Source organism: Bacillus sp. FSL R5-0712, assembly GCF_038593285.1.
GTDB classification, from domain to species: Bacteria; Bacillota; Bacilli; order Bacillales; family Bacillaceae; genus Bacillus; species Bacillus safensis.
Genome location: NZ_CP151981.1, coordinates 2,631,522 through 2,649,808 on the forward strand (window position 1 = coordinate 2,631,522; position 18,287 = coordinate 2,649,808).

General features: G+C 42.0%; 17 protein-coding genes. All 17 read right to left on the bottom strand.

The genetic code is table 11. From position 1 onward, the window contains the following. Nucleotides 1-19 precede the first annotated feature (19 nt). Complete coding sequence (locus NSU11_RS13460) at nucleotides 20-658, bottom strand: TVP38/TMEM64 family protein (RefSeq protein WP_025092250.1); 639 nt, start codon at nucleotides 656-658, stop codon at nucleotides 20-22. Between the two features lie 33 nt (nucleotides 659-691). Continuing rightward, nucleotides 692-1,621: a primosomal protein DnaI gene (gene dnaI / locus NSU11_RS13465; RefSeq protein ID WP_056768137.1), complete on the bottom strand. Its 930-nt coding sequence runs from the start codon at nucleotides 1,619-1,621 to the stop codon at nucleotides 692-694. 16 nt (nucleotides 1,622-1,637) lie between these two features. Further along, nucleotides 1,638-3,062, bottom strand: coding sequence for a replication initiation and membrane attachment family protein (locus NSU11_RS13470; protein ID WP_024426137.1), 1,425 nt, complete (start codon nucleotides 3,060-3,062; stop codon nucleotides 1,638-1,640). 101 nt (nucleotides 3,063-3,163) lie between these two features. Next, nucleotides 3,164-3,622, bottom strand: a complete 459-nt coding sequence (gene nrdR / locus NSU11_RS13475) for a transcriptional regulator NrdR (protein ID WP_003216720.1) — start codon at nucleotides 3,620-3,622, stop codon at nucleotides 3,164-3,166. A 4-nt stretch (nucleotides 3,623-3,626) separates the two neighbouring features. Next, nucleotides 3,627-4,013 carry a hypothetical protein gene (locus NSU11_RS13480; RefSeq protein WP_024425708.1) on the bottom strand — a complete coding sequence of 129 codons (387 nt, stop codon included), beginning with the start codon at nucleotides 4,011-4,013 and terminating at the stop codon, nucleotides 3,627-3,629. Between the two features lie 183 nt (nucleotides 4,014-4,196). Further along, on the bottom strand, nucleotides 4,197-4,577 hold the full coding sequence (speD, locus tag NSU11_RS13485; RefSeq protein ID WP_003216492.1) for an adenosylmethionine decarboxylase: 381 nt from the start codon (nucleotides 4,575-4,577) through the stop codon (nucleotides 4,197-4,199). A gap of 235 nt (nucleotides 4,578-4,812) precedes the next feature. Beyond that, entirely contained in the window at nucleotides 4,813-5,835 is a 1,023-nt protein-coding gene (locus NSU11_RS13490) for a glyceraldehyde-3-phosphate dehydrogenase (protein ID WP_024425707.1), read from the bottom strand. A gap of 172 nt (nucleotides 5,836-6,007) precedes the next feature. Beyond that, complete coding sequence (gene coaE, locus NSU11_RS13495) at nucleotides 6,008-6,613, bottom strand: dephospho-CoA kinase (protein ID WP_149126395.1); 606 nt, start codon at nucleotides 6,611-6,613, stop codon at nucleotides 6,008-6,010. 13 nt (nucleotides 6,614-6,626) lie between these two features. Then, the gene (gene ytaF / locus NSU11_RS13500) at nucleotides 6,627-7,259 is read right to left on the bottom strand and encodes a sporulation membrane protein YtaF (protein WP_024425705.1); all 633 of its coding nucleotides are present in this window, start codon (nucleotides 7,257-7,259) and stop codon (nucleotides 6,627-6,629) included. A 174-nt stretch (nucleotides 7,260-7,433) separates the two neighbouring features. Further along, nucleotides 7,434-8,267 (bottom strand): DNA-formamidopyrimidine glycosylase, encoded by an 834-nt coding sequence (gene mutM / locus NSU11_RS13505; RefSeq protein WP_342493628.1) that lies wholly within the window; start codon nucleotides 8,265-8,267, stop codon nucleotides 7,434-7,436. Nucleotides 8,268-8,294: 27 nt separating this feature from the next. Beyond that, nucleotides 8,295-10,934, bottom strand: a complete 2,640-nt coding sequence (gene polA / locus NSU11_RS13510; protein ID WP_024424786.1) for a DNA polymerase I — start codon at nucleotides 10,932-10,934, stop codon at nucleotides 8,295-8,297. Nucleotides 10,935-11,189: 255 nt separating this feature from the next. Further along, nucleotides 11,190-12,932 (bottom strand): ATP-binding protein, encoded by a 1,743-nt coding sequence (locus NSU11_RS13515; protein WP_024424787.1) that lies wholly within the window; start codon nucleotides 12,930-12,932, stop codon nucleotides 11,190-11,192. After that, on the bottom strand, nucleotides 12,925-13,653 hold the full coding sequence (locus NSU11_RS13520) for a response regulator transcription factor (RefSeq protein WP_024424788.1): 729 nt from the start codon (nucleotides 13,651-13,653) through the stop codon (nucleotides 12,925-12,927). The genes NSU11_RS13515 and NSU11_RS13520 overlap by 8 nt, the downstream gene beginning before the upstream one ends. Nucleotides 13,654-13,837: 184 nt before the next feature. Further along, nucleotides 13,838-14,776: a malate dehydrogenase gene (gene mdh / locus NSU11_RS13525; RefSeq protein WP_008356047.1), complete on the bottom strand. Its 939-nt coding sequence runs from the start codon at nucleotides 14,774-14,776 to the stop codon at nucleotides 13,838-13,840. A gap of 34 nt (nucleotides 14,777-14,810) precedes the next feature. Continuing rightward, nucleotides 14,811-16,082 (bottom strand): NADP-dependent isocitrate dehydrogenase, encoded by a 1,272-nt coding sequence (gene icd, locus NSU11_RS13530; protein ID WP_024424789.1) that lies wholly within the window; start codon nucleotides 16,080-16,082, stop codon nucleotides 14,811-14,813. A 147-nt stretch (nucleotides 16,083-16,229) separates the two neighbouring features. Further along, on the bottom strand, nucleotides 16,230-17,348 hold the full coding sequence (citZ, locus tag NSU11_RS13535) for a citrate synthase (RefSeq protein ID WP_024424790.1): 1,119 nt from the start codon (nucleotides 17,346-17,348) through the stop codon (nucleotides 16,230-16,232). A gap of 376 nt (nucleotides 17,349-17,724) precedes the next feature. Beyond that, on the bottom strand, nucleotides 17,725-18,189 hold the full coding sequence (locus NSU11_RS13540; RefSeq protein ID WP_024424791.1) for a DUF441 domain-containing protein: 465 nt from the start codon (nucleotides 18,187-18,189) through the stop codon (nucleotides 17,725-17,727). Nucleotides 18,190-18,287: the final 98 nt, after the last annotated feature.

Here is an 18,287-nt window from a genome sequence, read left to right on the forward strand (position 1 = left end):
GAACATAAAAAATAGACGCCTAAAATAAATCAGGCATCTTTCTTTTTAAAATGAGTGGAACAGAGATAAAGATCAAATAAATCAAACAAACAACCACTAAGGCGGCATAATTGCCGCTGACAAAGCTTGAGCCGAGAACATTTAACGCAATTGTACCCGGTATTAAGCCTAAAAAGGTGGCTGTCACAAATGCACGATAATTTGCACGTGAAGCAGCTGCCGCATAGCTGACAAAATCAAAATGAATCGGTGCAATACGCAATAACAAAATATAAAGAAATCCATGCTCCTGAATGCGGGACGTCACCGCTTTCAGCTTTCGGCTGTTTGATTCCGTTTCCTTCTTTTTCGCACGAAAGGTTGAAGCAATCATGAAAGAGCCTGTTGCCCCGGCTGTCGCTCCAATGAGGGCATAAATCGTCCCAAGGACACTGCCGAATGCCAAACCTGCCGCCAAAGAAAAGACCGTAATCGGAACAAGAACAAACGGGCGGAAAAGAGATAAGAAAAGAAAAACAAAGGGAGCCAGCATCCCAAATTGAAGCACCCAATTCTTCACATCTTTCGGCGCCAGCTGAAGATGCTGTTTATTCAGCCACCACAGCGCAGCAGCAAGAATGCCAATCCCAAGAAAAAGCAGCCATTTTCTTTTGTTCATTTCATTTGCTCCTCCTTCAGGTGACATACGCTTTTATAAATGACGGCGGTTTTCTCCTTCGAGCAACACTGGCTCTGCTAAATAGAGAATCCGTTCCATTAAACGAGCGGCTTTGACCTCTTCTTTTTCTCCCCGCTGTGAGTACGTAAAGTGATGCTTCAGCTCGTTTGGTGAGAAATTAGAAGAGAAAAATGTCGGCAGCTGCTCTGCCATACGGTATTGTAAGATCGTACCGAGCAGTTCATCCCGCACCCAGCTTGTCATCGATTCTGCCCCAATATCATCAAGCATTAAAATAGGAGTGGACTTGACCATATTCAGCTTTTCTTCTAGCGTATGATCGGCTAATGAATTTTTTAACTCTCTTACAAATTCAGGCACGTAAACAAGGAGAGATGGGTATTCTTTCTCCGCTAGCTGCTGCGCAATAGCTGCTAGTATATACGTTTTTCCTACTCCAAACTTTCCGTGTAAATACAAGCCTTTTCCTTTTCCAGTCTCATCATAGCTTTGGAGGAATTGACCTACTTTTTGAATGACCTCTTGTCTTCCCACAACGTTCAGATCAGCGAACGTCGCTTGAAGGACATTTTGCGGAATATACATGCTTTTCATCAGCTCTTGCTGTTTCTTCTGTCTATCGAGCCGCAGCTTGACTGGGCAAGGAGAATATTCAATATCAATACTCTGACCTTTGATCACAAGCTTCGGGTGATACCCATCTAAAATCGCATTAACGTCTTCGTCATCTAAGCAGTAAGAGCAGCCCTTCGACTGCTGCACATATTCAAAGAGCCGGTTCAAGCTGCGATTGATCATGTCTTCATGTATCTCTTCTTGATGCTTCTGTAAAAAAGCCTTCACATCTTCATCAGATAACACACTTTCTTTAATCTGATTGTATCTCACGCGAAAATCTACTCGTCCTTTTAGCTGTTCAAATGAACGACCGATCGGTTTCATCCCATCTCACCTCACCTTAATGTGCATTGTACTTTTTCATATTTTTAAACTGATCTAACAGTTTTTCTTTTTCTCGTTCGAGGTCTTCTGTAGACAGATTGTCCGTTTGCTCTTTTGCCGGCTGTTCTTTTGTTTCAGTTTCTTTCATCCAGTCAGGCAGTTTCTCTTCCCGGACAACTTTTCCTGTACCATATGGGCTGCGCTGCTTTTTCTGCTGCGCCCACTCTGTCATTTGTCTGTTCTCTTCTTTGGCAATTTTCATGGCAGCTGCTACGGTTTTGATTTTCTTTCTCACCCAATGAGCGGCGATTTTTTGCATATATGTTTTTGACAGCTTCATATCTGTTTTAAGTAATGTATAGTAGATGAGAACATTCATGACACCTGGCTCTAGCTGCTGCTCGAGCATGATATCTTCGACAATTCTTAAGTCGGCATACGTTGGCTCAATGCCATCTGCCATGTCTTTTAGCAGCTCTCTAGGCGAAATATGATCCAGTTTTTCAATCAATTTTGCATCTGGAGTATCAGCCGCCGGCGTCTTTGAAGCATCTTGGCGCAAGTGTCTTGGCTGTTTTTGATCAATCAGCTTTGGCTGTTCGCCTCTGTATTCAATTTGGTACCAGTCTCTTGCTGCTTTTCTCAGCTCTTCTGTTGAGATCATTTGATCCGAACCGCATGCACCTGCTACAATATTTTGCATTTGAAGCGGGGTGATGCCGTATACAACAGCTAACTTCTTAATTGTTTCTTTTACCTGCTTTGTCAAAGCCTTCCTCGGAATCATCATATCAGACATACCTGCTAATAATAGATCGAAATCAAAGGATTCGTCTGAGAGCGGTGCCGGCTGACTCGATCCAACGGTCACATATTCATAGCCTTGATCAAGCGATGACGCCTGATGAATTTCTTCTGTCATCTTGCGCTCGCCTGGCTGCAATACGTGAAAGACTTCTTCAAACGACCGTGAAATGTTCTTTGCTTCTGCAGGAACACCTGGATAGGAGAAATAATCACGCAGCTGCATATATTTTGCTTTTTCAACACGATGGTACAGCAGGACATTCAGCATACCATCTTGGAAAAACTCATCCGGTCTTAGCGGCGGTACAAGCTCATATGTAAACAGTCTGCCTTCTTCCGTTTCCTGTTCATATGTGCGGAGTAAGCCGATCGCTTCAAGCTTTAAACGTTCCTCAAAAATATCATTTAAATTCGTCTGCAGCATGACCATGAGCTGCCGATGAGGTGCAGGTTTCCCCCACATACGATTTTGTTCCAGCTCTCCCCACAGCGTCATGTATAAGCTGAAAGCGGACATACCAATAAGCGGCTGATATAAAAGAGTGATGAGCTGTCTATCGATGTCACCGAGCAATGAAGCGCTTTTGACGACATACGGATCGACGGCTAGCACTTCCTTCCAATGCTCTGTCATATGCTGATCCTCCCCATGTATTGCGATTGTTTCCATTGTACACTCTTTTTACGTTTTACGCTTTACGCAGGAAAAAGAGCATGAAGAATCTCCAGCTCTTTTTAGCGTTCTTTCTTTAATAGATCTTTTAATTCATCAATAAAGACATTGATGTCTTTAAACTGCCGGTAAACCGAGGCAAACCTGACGTAAGACACTTCATCAATTTTCGCCAGCTCGTCCATGACCATTTCACCTACAAGCTCGCTTTTCACCTCTGACATGCCTTGATTGCGCAGTTCTTTTTCGATATTAAAGCAGACATCCTCCAGTTGCTTTAAAGCGACAGGACGCTTTTCACACGCTTTGATGAGTCCTCTCAGCATTTTTTCCCGGCTGAATTCTTCTCGAATCCCTTCTTTTTTCACCACAATCAGCGGTAATTCTTCTAATTTTTCAAACGTCGTAAAGCGATATTGGCAGCTTTCGCACTCTCTTCTACGACGGATGGATTTCCCTTCATCTACTGGTCTTGAATCAAGCACCCTTGTGCCAAGGTGCTGACATGTGGGACATTTCATTTCATCAGCTCCGATCTATTCTTGGAAGTTGTTTGTCTAGTTCATCATAAAGGGACAGAACGGTCTTTTGACTATAGCCGAAATCTGTTGGCAGGGCCGTTTCTGTTGTCACATTAAAATCGACAGCTGTTTCAAAAGGACGAATTGAAATGACAGTCGCCACGAGAAAGGCTTTTTTCGGCAATCGTATGTTTGCGCTGATTTCACCTCGTTCTGCTGAAACAGATGTCACTTGATAAGAATCGCTTCGGGAAAGAATGGTTTCCACCGCTTGAAAAACTTGTGCATTCGTCGATTTGTAGTAATGGCTTTTCAGTTCTGACACTGGATGCTCGTCAGATGTTTCTGTATGGTTTGACATGAATCGTTTAAACTTTTGTCTTAAAGTCATACACGTATCCCCTTTGCCATAATGCCTCTTTCTTTATTTTATAAAAAAAACCTTTGTTTTCCTAGAACAAAAGTATAGACAAGCTGGGGAATGTTGGATTTTTTATCAAAAAAATATAAAAAGGAGCATAACACAAAGGCATTCAATGCTTTTGGCCAGCTCCCATTGCAATCTTTTTTATGTTTACAGTGCTTTGGCTTGTGCCTGTTTTACTTGTACAGGTCCCATGCCTCGAGGAATTTCGATGTTTTCTCTTGTTTCAGCACCTAATTCATCTCCGATATGATCTGCTGCAATATTCGGATCTAGGTCACCGCAAGTATAAACATCTATGCTCGCATAACCATGTTCAGGAAAGCTGTGAATTGTCAGATGAGATTCAGAAATAATGACAACTCCACTTACTCCTTGAGGTGCAAATTTGTGAAAAGCAACCTCTCTTACCTCAGCTCCTGATTTCAAAGCTGCATTTACAAACGTTTTTTCAATAAAATCCATGTCGTTCAGTTTATCACAGTCGCATCCCCATAGCTCGGAGATAACGTGACGTCCTATTGTTTCCATCATGGACCCCCCTTTAAACAAGAATGAAAGAGTGAAGTTCTAAGCAGCCGGACCGGACATATACCACGGGGGAAAGTTAGTCCTAAGAGGTCCTAACCCTTTAAGTATACCCGAATGAGTCTGCGAACAAGAAGTTCACGAAAAATAGTATACTTTGTTTAGACCCATTTTGCAAGCTGTGTTTTTAGTGGGATTTTCTCTCATTTCTTGAAAAGGGACGATCGTCTTCTTCATTTCAAACAGCAGACAGCTCTTTCATCTGTGCGCCGACAAACTTTACAAGGTCAACCACTCGGCATGAATAACCCCATTCATTGTCATACCATGCAAGAACTTTCACTTTTCTCCCTTCCATTACCATCGTTGTCAGTCCATCAACAACTGCTGAATAAGGGTTTGTGTTAAAGTCCGTAGAGACAAGCGGCTCATCTGTGTAATCTAAAATACCGGCAAGAGATGTTTTAGATGCATTCGAGAAGGCTGCATTGACTTCTTCTGCTGTCACATCTTTTTTCAAGTCAACGACAAGATCAACCATCGACACATTGGAAACTGGTACGCGAAGTGCAAGTCCATGTAATTTCCCTTTCATGTGCGGAAGCACTAAAGAAAGCGCTTTAGCGGCACCCGTCGTAGTTGGAATAATGGACTGAGCACATGCTCTCGCCCGGCGCAGATCCTTATGCGGGTTATCGATATTTTTTTGATCATTTGTATAAGCATGAACCGTTGTCATTAAACCATTGTCGATGCCAAATTCATCATCTAACAGTTTCACAACTGGTGCTAAACAGTTTGTTGTACAAGATGCGTTTGAAATAATGACGTGCTTTTCAGGATCAAGATCATCCTCATTGACACCCATCACAATCGTAATGTCTTCATTTTTACCTGGAGCTGTTAGAACGACTTTTTTCGCTCCGGCATCTATATGGCCCATCGCTTGATCTTTTGAATTAAATTTACCTGTTGCTTCAATGACGATATCAATCCCAAGCTCTCCCCATGGAAGCTGCTTTGGGTCTCTATTATTAAGCAAAAGAACTCTTTTGCCATTCACAATCAAGGCGTCATCTTCTGCTGTCACATCACATTCGTAACGTCCATGATTTGTATCATATTTAATTAAATGTGCTAGCGTTTCGGCAGGATAGCTTGCGTTCACCGCTACAATTTGAATTTGATCATCAAGCATTGCTTTTCTGAAGACCATGCGTCCAATTCTGCCAAACCCATTGATCGCTGCTTTTACCTTCATGAACAGGTCACTCCTCTATTATGTGTTATACTCAATAAATTTATTTATGAAATTAGTATATCACATTAGAATGTAATTGCCAGTATATAAACGTATATTTTCTAAAAAGGGCTGTTCTTTTCAAAGGAAATCAGAATAAAGCATAAAAAAAGAAGAGTACGTGTATGTACTCTTACTTATCTGTATGTTCCCATTCATTTAATATGTTCTGCAATTGCTTTCTAATAAACGCGAGATCTTGTGTGTTCTCTATCACATGGTCTGCTTTTTTACATTTCTCCTCAAGAGGCTGCTGAGAGTGAATACGATTCAGCGCTTCTTCCTCGCTGAGGTCATTTCGATTCATGAGCCGCGACAGCTGCAATTCAGGCGTTGTATACACCACAATGATGCGGTCGACAAGGCTTTCCAGCTGACTTTCAAATAAAAGCGGGATATCGAGGACAACGAAGGTTTCCTTCTGACTAACTCCTTCATCTCGCTGTTTGAGTATTTCTTTTCTCACTTCAGGATGAACAATTGCATTCAGCTGCTTTCTTTTCTCTTCATCAGAAAAAATGATGGCTCCAAGCTGCTGCCGGTTCAGCTCCCCATTTGGCAGAAGAACATCCTCACCAAAGGTTTGAACGATTTGTTGAAGAGCTGGTGTTCCTTTGGCAACCGCTTCTTTTGCAATGACATCTGCGTCCACGACCCTGATGCCCTGCTCTTTTATCATTTGCGAGACGGTGCTTTTTCCACTAGCAATCCCGCCTGTTAATCCAATGACAAGCGTCAATTGATTTCCTCCTTTACAGCTTCCACACCCCAATTAAAATGAGCAGAAGCCCTGGTAAGCATGCAAGTTTATCGATCCAGCGCCAATTGGCCAAGTAATGACCGGCACGGAGCCCGATACACACAAAGAGTGAGCTCATCACGGCCACAGTGATACTCATCACAATTGGAGAAAAGCCTAGAATCGCAGCGCCAATCCCTGCGCCAAATGCATCAATGGATAAAGCAATCCCAAGAAGCACCGCTTCTATTCCATTGATCGTCCCAGAACGGTCAATATCTGCACTTGTCGGCTTTCGCAAAATTTGAATGACAAGACCAAGTGACTGCACTTCCACATTAAGCAATGTCTTTTCATGAAGAAGCAAATCACGCTCTTTCGCTGGTTTGTAAAATTGATAAAGGACCCAAAGTCCAATGGCGATCAAAATGCCTCCACCAAGTTTATCTGTCACTGAGACAGGGAGGAATGTCGTCAGCAGGCTGCCAATCAGCATGGAAATGAGCAGCACAATCCCTGAACAGCATGCAATAATGACAATCGCTTTAAATGGAATCTTCATTTTACGAAGGCCATACGTAAAGCCTACAGAAAAGCTGTCAATACTGACTGCAATAGCTAAAAACAGGAGCGAAATCGAAATCATACCTGAACTCTTCCTTTCTGTTCATGCAACGATGATCAAGAGTCTCTAGGCGTCCTTAGACTCTTCTTCACTATATGAAGAGCAGGTGGGCTGTGTGTCAGTCTACACCTTGCTGAAAAATGAATGTTTTTTATCGTATGCACTACAAAAAGGAAGCATGCTGATGGCTGATTTTTATTGAGGACGTTTTTGACAGGTCACACAAAAATGAGTGCCGCGCCCTCCGACTACTGTTTTCTCAATGATGCTTCCGCATGTTTGACAAGGCTCTCCCCGCCGGTCATACACAAGAAGCTGCAGCTGAAATGTTCCAATATCACCTTGTGAATTGATATATGAGCGAATCGTGCTGCCTCCTGCATCTACCGCTACTTGAAGTGTATCGATAATATGCCTGTGAAGCACTTTACACGATTCAAGTCTGAGCTGATTCGCTTTTGTTTCTGGATGAATGCCTGCTTTAAACAAAACCTCATCTACATAAATATTACCTAGTCCCACGACAACCTTTTGATCAAGCAGCGCTGTTTTGACCACACGGGATGTTTTTTTCAATTGCTCCCATAAATATTCCGGAGTGAATTGATCATCAAAAGGCTCATATCCCAGCTGTGAGAGCGGGAGTTCCTTTTCTTCTTCACCCGGCTGAAATAAATGCATCGTGCCAAATTTACGCACATCATGATACCGAAGCTCAGTACCGTCTGTAAAAGTAAAGACGACGTGGACATGTTTATCGTATGGCTCATGCGCTTCATGTACACGGTATTTCCCTTCCATCCTTAAATGGGAGACCATCACGTAATGGTCTAAATGAAAGAGCAGGAACTTCCCTCTTCTTTCAATGGTTTGTATTGTTTCTCCTACCATCCTTCTTGCGAACTCTTCCGGCTCCCCAGGACGTTTGATGATATTTGGCCATTTGATATCGACCGTTTCAATCGTTTTTCCTTCGACTAACCGCTTGAGTGTGCGCCGGACGGTTTCAACTTCTGGTAATTCCGGCATGCTCCTCGCTCCTTTTTCTCTCTCTAATTATTTTGCGTCGTACCAAGATGGGCCTGAAGCAAAATCAACTTTTAGCGGCACATCTAGCTGAAGTGCATTTTCCATGACTTCAGGGACAATTTTTTCAAGTATGGCAATTTCTTCTTTCGGTGCTTCGAAGATCAGTTCATCGTGCACCTGTAATAAAAGATTTGCCTGCAAGTTTTCTTCTTTTAACTTTCGCGCCATATCAATCATGGCTTTTTTAATAATATCAGCTGCACTTCCTTGGATCGGTGTGTTCATGGCTGTTCGTTCAGCAAAGCTTTTGATATTAAAATTACGGCTTGTGATATCCGGGATATACCTTCTGCGTTTGAGAAGCGTCGTGACATATCCTTTTTGTTTCGCTTCCTGCACGATCTCTTCCATATAGGTTTTCACGCCTTTAAAGCTTGTTAAATAGCGTTCGATAAAGGCAGCTGCTTCTTTTCTTGTGATCCCAAGATTTTGAGATAATCCATAGTCACTGATTCCATATACAATTCCGAAGTTGACTGCCTTGGCTTGTCTTCTCATAGAGGAAGTCACTTCTTCTTCTGAGACATGGAACACGTCCATCGCTGTCTTTGTGTGAATATCCATATCTTGCGTAAACGCTTCGATCAAATTCTCGTCTTGAGAAATATGAGCGAGTACACGCAGCTCAATTTGAGAATAGTCAGCAGCAAACATGAGCCAGCCTTCTTTTGAAGGGACGAATGCTTGACGAATCTTTCGTCCTTCCTCTAAACGAATCGGGATATTTTGCAGGTTGGGATCTGTTGAGCTTAGTCTTCCTGTTTGCGTGAGCGCTTGATTAAATCGTGTATGCACTTTATGGGTATCCTTGCGCGTTACTTTCATTAAGCCTTCCACATAGGTCGATTGGAGCTTTCCAATTTGGCGGTAATGCAGAATGGACCGAATAATCTCGTGCTTATCTTCAAGCTTTTCAAGAACATCCGCAGATGTCGAGTAGCCCGTCTTTGTCTTTTTAATAATCGGCAGGCCTAATTTTTCAAAAAGAATCACGCCAAGCTGTTTAGGAGAATTGATGTTAAACGTTTCACCTGCTAAGCGGTGAATGGTTTCTTCATATTCTTTCAGCTTTTTCGTTAACTCTTCACCCATCTTTTCTAGGCGCTCAATATCTACCTTTACGCCAAGGGATTCCATTTCACCTAAGATGAGGGCAAGCGGCAGCTCTAAGTCTTCATATAGTTCATGCTGATCATTTTTTTCTAGCGCTTCAAGTGTTAAATCATGCAGAGCAGAGATCGCCGCTGCTTTTCGCCCAAGGTGTTCCTTCAGTTCATCTTCAGGTGGAATCGCCTGCTTTGCTCCTTTTCCGTACACTTTTTCATCAGAAAGAGCGATGTTAAGACCATATTCCTTCGCAACACTTGCGACGTCCTCATACGATTTCTGAGGGTTGACGACATAGGAAGCGAGCAGAACATCGTTATCGACACCTTTTAGATCGACATCATGCCATCTGAGGGCGACAACTGCTCTTTTTGAATCAAAGACCCATTTCTTCTTCGTTTCATCCTGTACCCATTGTTTAAATGCATCTGATTGAAGCGCGTCTTCTTTCGTGATAAAAAACGCACCATTTTCATTATGGATCGCAAAACCAATCAAATCTGCTTCATGATAATTATCTCCAAGCTGTTCTACCACAAGGGCGGCATGATCTGTCAGCATCTCATCCGTTACTTCGGTCATTTTTTTCACTTCTAATGCTTCTACTTCGACCTGTTCACCTGTTTCTGGTGCTTCTCCTAGACGTTCTAGCAGCGTTTGAAAGCCTAGTTCTTTATAAAGAGAGATCACTTGATCCATATGAGGACCTTCATATGCGAGATCCTTGCTTGATACATCAATTGGCGCTTCTACAAGAATCGTTGCGAGTTTTTTACTCATCACTGCCTGCTCTTTATATTCTTCAAGCTTTTCTTTGAGTTTTTTCCCGCTGACTTCGTCAATATGTTCAAGCAGGTTTTCAACCGTTTCAAACTGCTTTAACAATTTAATCGCTGTTTTTTCACCTACACCTGGCACCCCTGGGATATTATCTGAGGAATCTCCCATCAAACCTTTCATATCGATGATTTGATCTGGGCGCAGGCCATATTTCTCTTCAATATGAGCCGGTGTGTAATATTCTACTTCTGTAATGCCTTTTTTCGTAATTGCTACCGTCGTATGGTCTGTTGAGAGCTGCGTTAAGTCCTTATCTCCTGAGAAAATTTTGACTTCAAAGCCGTCTTTTTCTGCCTCCACAGCCAATGTCCCGATAATATCGTCTGCCTCGTATTGAGGAAGCTCGTACCTTTTCACCTGATAGGCATCTAATAGTTCACGGATAAACGGCATTTGTTCTGATAGCTCTGGCGGCGTTTTTTGTCTTCCGCCTTTATATTCTTTAAATGTCTCGTGGCGGAACGTTGTTTTTCCCGCATCAAATGCGACAAGCATATGGGTTGGCTTCTCGTCCTCGAGCATCTTCATTAAGATCATCGCAAAGCCATAAATGGCATTTGTATGGACGCCTTTATCATTTGATAATAGCGGCAAAGCAAAAAAGGCTCGATATGCGAGACTGTTTCCATCCACTAGTACTAATTTCTTTTTGTCTGTCATGTTTTAATCCTCCATCGGCTGAGCCATTTCAGCCGTCTCTTTCACACATTGTATCATCATTTTATCAAAGTTTATTTTGAAAAGAAAATAGTCGAACCTGCATAAAAAAAGGGACGAAAACAACAAGTGTTTTCGTCCTTACAAAATTGGCTCCTTGGATGAAGGGGTTCCTATTCATCCTACCAATGATTGTTTAACTAAACATGAATCCATTGTAAAGATCATGTAAATTTTAACGTGACTTTCCTTTTTTCCCTATTTTGATTTCAGGCTCACTGTAAAAGTCGTTCCTTTGCCTTGTTTGCTATGGACCGAAATCGTCCCTTCATGCGCCTCCACAAGGTGTTTGACAATGGCAAGACCAAGTCCTGTACCGCCTGAATTTCTACTTCTATCTTTATCAATTCGATAAAATCTCTCAAATATTCTTGGAATCTCGCTTTTCTTCATGCCGATTCCTGTATCTGCTACATCAAATTCATAGGCGCCTTTCCGCGGTCTTGCTGAAATGGTGACACTCCCTCCCTCTGGTGTATAGGTAAGGGCATTGTTCACGAGATTGAGGAAGATTTGCTTTAACCTCAGCGGATCTGCCATCACATAGACAGGCTCTTTCGGGATTCGCACTTGTAATTGAATGCCTTTTTCTGCGGCCTTTTGTTTTAAAAGGACTTCAATCTCTTGAATGATTTCTGTCGCATTGGCGTCTTGAATATTCAGTTTGAAATGCTGCTGCTCGATTTTGGAAAGATCGAGTAAATCTTGAATAAGAGTTTCGAGACGGACACTCTCTTTTAGAATGATGGAAAGGAATTGTGTCAGCGCTTCTTTGTCATCAATCGCTCCATCAAGAAGAGTTTCGGAGAATCCTTTAATCGACGTAATCGGTGTCTTTAATTCGTGAGACACATTGGCGACAAAATCTTTTCGCATCTGCTCCAGCTGCTTTGTTTCTGTCACGTCATGAAATACAAGGACAATTCCTTTCCATTCATCGTCTGTACTTAAAATGGGAACACCATCCACCTGGAAGTAGCGCCGTTCAATGTCAACGGCCAGGCGTAAAAACTTCCGCACCTTCGTTTCTGTCATGAAAATTTCGTCAATCAGCTCAATAATTTCTTCATGAGTAAATGCTTCATGGTACAGCTTGTGCATGTAAATGTGCTTTTGCACTTTAAACTGCTTGCGGAAGGTTCGATTGACTAGGTTGATATATCCCATCTTATCAATCAAAATAATTCCTGCACCGATGTTTTCAATGACTGTTTGCAGACGGTCCCGCTGCATTTCCCCAGTGCTAGTCATTTCTTGAAGGCTTTCTGCCAGGCGCTTCATTGATGTATTAAGCTCACTTGTTTCGATGATGAGCTCTTCATAATGATTGGTATCATAGTTCCCGCGTTCCAGCTGTTTGGCTACCTTTGTGGCATAATCTATCGGTTTTACATATTTCATCGACATGCGGTATCCAAAGAAAACGATAATAATAATCGCCGAGCCAAGACAAACGGCTAATGCGAGCCAAAGCTGGCCGTCAATTTCATTTAAAGGCTGGAATGACGCATGGAGAAATAAATAGCCCACCGGTTTGTTTTGTTTCAGGATAGGGACTGCGTAATGAAACAGCGCATCCTTCTCATCCTCAATGACGACGCCTTTTGTTTGAAGGCGTTCATTGTTCAGTGTGTTTTGAATGATGCCCCTTTGCTCCGCTTGACCTGTTGTATGTATGATATTCCCCTTCAGGTCCACAATTGACGCATTCATATCGAGATGCTGCTTTGCCTGATTGAGGATCTCCTTGTTTTGCTTCGCCTGCAGATCATCACCATCCATGGAAGAAAGAAGAAAGCTCGATTCATTTTCCATTCGTTCCGTTAATTTTGTTTCATAAAAAACATGGAACATGTGATCCAAAAAAAGGCCAAGTGCAACAAACACAATAAAAAGGAGAAAAATAAGGCCCGAAAACAGACGGGTTCTAATTTTACTCATTTGGCTTTGGCTCCTCCAATTTGTAGCCTAAGCCGCGAATGGTTTTAATGTATGTTGGTTTTTTCGTATTCTTTTCAATTTTGTCCCGCAAGTGGCTGATATGTACATCCACAATACGAGTGTCACCTGCAAAGTCATAATTCCAAACGGCACTTAGCAGCAGATCACGTGTGAGGACACGTCCTTTATGCTTGGCCAAATAAAGCAGCAGTTCAAATTCCTTCGGCGTAAGCTCTAGGCGTTCTTCTTGGAAGTAGACTTCGTAGTGTTCTGGTAAAATGCGCAGTTCACCAATTTTGATTTGGTCTGCAATGATCTCTTCCTTCTCCTCTTGCGCGGGGACAGGCTGAGATTGCTGCGCTCTTCTCAAGATGGCTTTTACCCGAGCACCCACTTCTCTAGGACTGAATGGCTTTGTCATGTAATCATCGGCTCCAAGCTCAAGGCCGAGCACCTTATCAAATTCATCGTCCTTTGCTGTCAGCATTAAAATAGGGAACATCATTTTTTGAATTCTCAGTTGTTTACACACTTCAATGCCGTCCATCTTCGGAAGCATTAAATCTAATACAATGAGATCAGGCTGTTCACTTGCTGCTTTTTCAAGCGCTTCTTCCCCATCTCTTGCTGTGACGACATCATAGCCCGCCCTTTCAAGGTTATAGCTTAGAAGTGTTACAATCGATTCTTCATCATCCACAACTAATATTTTTTTATTCATGTTGTGCCTCCAATTAGTGATTTCCCCTGCATCCGTTTTTTGTATCTTATGTGAAAAGCGAGAAGTCATGCTTTCTCTTTCATTTTAACGAAAGCTTAACAAGAGGACAATTTAAAATTTCGACAAGATTGGTTTTGTAAACAAAAAGAAGGCCCCTCATAAGAGAAGCCTTCTTTTTTTCATATTAAGACAATACTTTCATGACGTTCTTAACAGATTCAACAGAACGGTCAAGCTGACTTCTTTCTTCTTCTGTCAACTCAAGCTCAATGATCTGCTCAAGGCCGTTTCCACCTACGATTGTTGGTACTCCAAGGTAAATGCCTTCGTAGCCATATTCACCTTCAAGGTATGCAATCGTTGGGATGACGCGGCGCTGATCTTTTAGAATCGCCTCAACCATTTCTACTAGTGAAGCAGCAGGTGCATAATAGGCACTACCGTTACCTAATAGGTTTACGATTTCGCCGCCGCCTTTTCTTGTTCTTTCAACAATCGCATCAATACGATCTTTTGGAATCAATGTTTCAAGCGGGATACCGCCTGCATAAGAGTAACGAACAAGCGGAACCATGTCATCGCCATGTCCACCAAGGACAAAGCCCGTCACATCTTTGACAGATAGGTTTAATTCTTGAGCAACAAACGTACGGAAACGTGCTGTATCAAGAATGCCCGATTGTCCAATGACTTTTTCTTTTGGTAATCCTGATTCTTTATAAACTGCATATGTCATTGCATCAACAGGGTTTGTTAACACAACAATAATGGCTTCTGGAGAATATTTAACGATTTCGCGTGTCACGCTGCGCATGATTTTTTCATTTGTGGACACGAGATCGTCACGGCTCATTCCCGGCTTTCTTGCAATTCCTGCCGTAATGACCACGACATCAGAACCGGCTGTATCTTCGTAGTTAGAAGTGCCTGTAATGTTCGCATCGAAGCCTTGAACAGGGCTTGCTTCCAGCATATCAAGTGCTTTCCCTTTTGTTGGGTTCTCAAGCTGCGGGATATCAACTAATACGACATCCGCTAATTCTTTTTGAGCTGTTAGAAATGCTGTAGTTGCTCCAGTAAAACCTGCTCCGATGACAGATACTTTTTTACGCTTGTTTGCCATTTCCTTTTTCCCCTTTAACTTTAAAGTTTAAGAATCAAGACAAGTTTTTGATGAGCTCGTCAGCAAACTCAGAACATTTTACTTCTGTTGCGCCATCCATTAATCTAGCAAAATCGTATGTGACGACTTTAGATGCAATTGTTTTTTCAACAGATTGAATCACTAGATCAGCTGCTTCCTGCCAGCCAAGGTGCTCAAGTAAAAGCACGCCTGATAGAAGAACAGAAGATGGATTCACTTTATCAAGACCAGCATATTTTGGTGCTGTGCCGTGAGTCGCTTCAAAAATAGCGTGTCCTGTTTCGTAGTTGATGTTCGCACCTGGTGCGATACCAATTCCACCAACTTGTGCTGCAAGTGCATCAGAGATGTAATCTCCATTTAAGTTCATTGTAGCCACAACATCGAACTCAGCTGGACGAGTTAAGATTTGTTGAAGGAAAATATCTGCAATGCTGTCTTTGACAATGATTTTGCCAGCAGCTTCTGCTTCACTTTGCGCTTTGTTTGCCGCATCTTTTCCATCTTGTTCTACAATACGATCATATTGTGCCCATGTAAAGACCTTGTCGCCAAACTCTTTTTCAGCCACTTCGTAGCCCCAGTTTTTGAAGGCACCTTCTGTAAATTTCATGATGTTTCCTTTGTGAACAAGCGTCACAGATTTACGGCCTTGGTCAATTGCATATTGGATAGCCGCTCTGACAAGACGGGATGTACCCTCTTCAGAAACTGGCTTGATTCCGATACCTGACGTTTCTGGGAAACGGATTTTGTTCACACCTAATTCGTTTTTCAAGAAGTCAATTAACTTCTTCACTTCGTCTGAACCTTTTGCATACTCGATACCAGCATAGATATCTTCTGTGTTCTCACGGAAGATCACCATATCTGTGTCTTCTGGACGTTTCACAGGAGAAGGTACGCCTTTGAACCAGCGAACAGGACGTAAGCATGTGAATAAATCAAGCTCTTGTCTAAGTGCCACGTTTAATGAACGGATTCCTCCGCCAATTGGTGTTGTTAGTGGTCCTTTAATCGCAATTAAGTATTCACGAATGTCTTCAAGCGTTTGCTCAGGAAGCCACTCTCCAGTTTTATTGTAAGCTTTCTCACCTGCATATACTTCTTTCCAAGTGATTTGCTTTTCACCTTTATATGCTTTTTCTACAGCTGCTTCAAGTACTCTTGATGCTGCTTTCCAAATGTCAGGACCGATTCCGTCCCCTTCGATAAACGGGATAATTGGATTATTTGGTACATTCAATACGCCGCCAGTAACTGTAATTTTTTCGCCTTGTGACAATGATATTACCTCCCAGGTTATGTAGTGAATATTTGAAACTTCTTGGCTTGATGTCTGCAAGCAAAAAAGTTTTTCACGTGATTCGTTTTTTGTTGATATAGAGGCTGATTGGTCTTTTGAAATCAGCCCCCGCTTATTCTATAAACATTAGTCTCTTTCACTGATCGGAACAAAGGTTTGAAGATCAGGTCCAATGTAATCAGCTCTTGGACGGATGAGTCGGTTGTTATCATATTGCTCTAGAATGTGAGCAATCCATCCAGAGAATCGGCTGATCACGAAAATTGGTGTAAACAAGTCATGATCAATGCCAAGACTGTGATATACAGATGCAGAATAAAAATCAACATTTGGTGGAAGATTTTTCTCTGATGTCACGATTTCCTCTGCGCGAACAGACATTTCATACCATTTCGGCTCGCCAGTGAGGTTTGTTAAACGCTGGCTCATTTCTTTTAGATGCTTTGCACGCGGGTCACCTTGACGGTATACACGGTGGCCAAAGCCCATAATTTTTTCTTTCTTCTCTAGCTTACCATGAATATAGGAATCTACGTTTTCAACTTCGCCAATTTCTGAAAGCATCTTCATCACGCCTTCATTAGCGCCGCCATGAAGCGGTCCTTTCAGCGCACCGATCGCCGCTGTCACACCAGAGTAGATATCTGATAGTGTAGCAACACATACACGCGCTGTAAATGTCGATGCGTTTAATTCATGATCCGCATGTAGAATAAGTGCCTTATCAATGGCTTCAATTTCTACTGGTGACGGCTCTTCGCCATTTAGCATATACAAGAAGTTTGCAGCATAGCTGTATTCTTCTTTTGGCTGTACAGGCTCAAGTCCTTTGCGAATGCGAGAAAACGCAGCGACTAGTCCAGAAATTTTCGCCTGTAAGCGAATCGCCTTTCTGTAATTCGCTTCTTTGTCCATAATCTCTGATTCGTCATCGAGTAAACCTAGTAAAGATACTGCTGTACGAATCGCAGACATTGGATGAACCCCATCGAGCGAATAAGATTTAAAATGCTCAATGATTTCTTGCGGAATCTGAGCATTTTCATTGAGCTGCTGTTTTAATTCACTCAGCTCCTGCTCATTCGGCAGCTTTAAGTGCCATAACAGGTAGACAATTTCTTCGAATGTAGCTTTTTCAGTTAAATCATCGATATTGTACCCTACATAAGTAAGAGTATCATCAATAATTGAGCTTACGGATGAAGTTGTTGCCACGATACCTTCAAGACCTCTTGTTGCTGTCATGTTCAATCTCCCCTTTTTAAAAAGATTCCCCTTCGTTGCAGAATTCTCACTTTTTGAAAGCGCTATCCAATCCGAATAAGATAGCAGGCTCAGAAAAGAAAATGCTTACATTTACCTATACGGTTAGAGCGCTTTTAGCCTCATATCTCTTGTATGATCAATGAGTTCAAAATTAAGCCTATTCCCATTATAAACAATAATCAGACATTTGTTAAATGTTTAACTATAATTTTTTTTGATATTTTTTTTTCCAGTCTCCCATATCAGGCATGGAATAAAGGGATTTTGCTTCTTTTAATATATTTAATTATGTTTTTTTGCAAAAGCTCACGCAAGAAAAAATTTAAAAAAGAAAGTGGCAGGAACCACTCTCTTTTCACCCGCTGAAAAATTTCACAGCCTGCATCGCCAAATAAGCAATTCCTGCCCCGATAAGCGGCCCAACAGCCACTCCTTTAAATAAGCTGACTGCCAAAATGGTGCCGAACACAAGCGCTGCCGTAATATGCGGATCATTTTCGAGTAGCACAATACCGTTTTTTGCAATTAATGCTACTAATATACCCGCTCCAAGAGCTATCCAAGCATAGGAAGATTTCATCGCTTCTCCAAGCTGCTTAAATCCAATGTCACCTGTTGCAATCGGGACCAGCACAGCAATGGTAATAACGGTGACTCCCCAATTAATGCCTTTAGATTGGAGAACCGGGAAAATTTTTTGATCCAGGCCAATCAGCTTAATCGCGATCAGCACAGAGACCGCTACAATTAACGAATTGTTTTTTGCAATAAGTGCAATAACGAGTAAAAGTACCAAAAATAAATTTGCTTGAGTAAACATACGCCGCTCCTTTCTTTCTTTTTATTGCGACCTTTTCATATTACTAATCTTTTTGAATAAAATGAAGTATCGGACATGCTTGTTTTTTGGAGGGGATT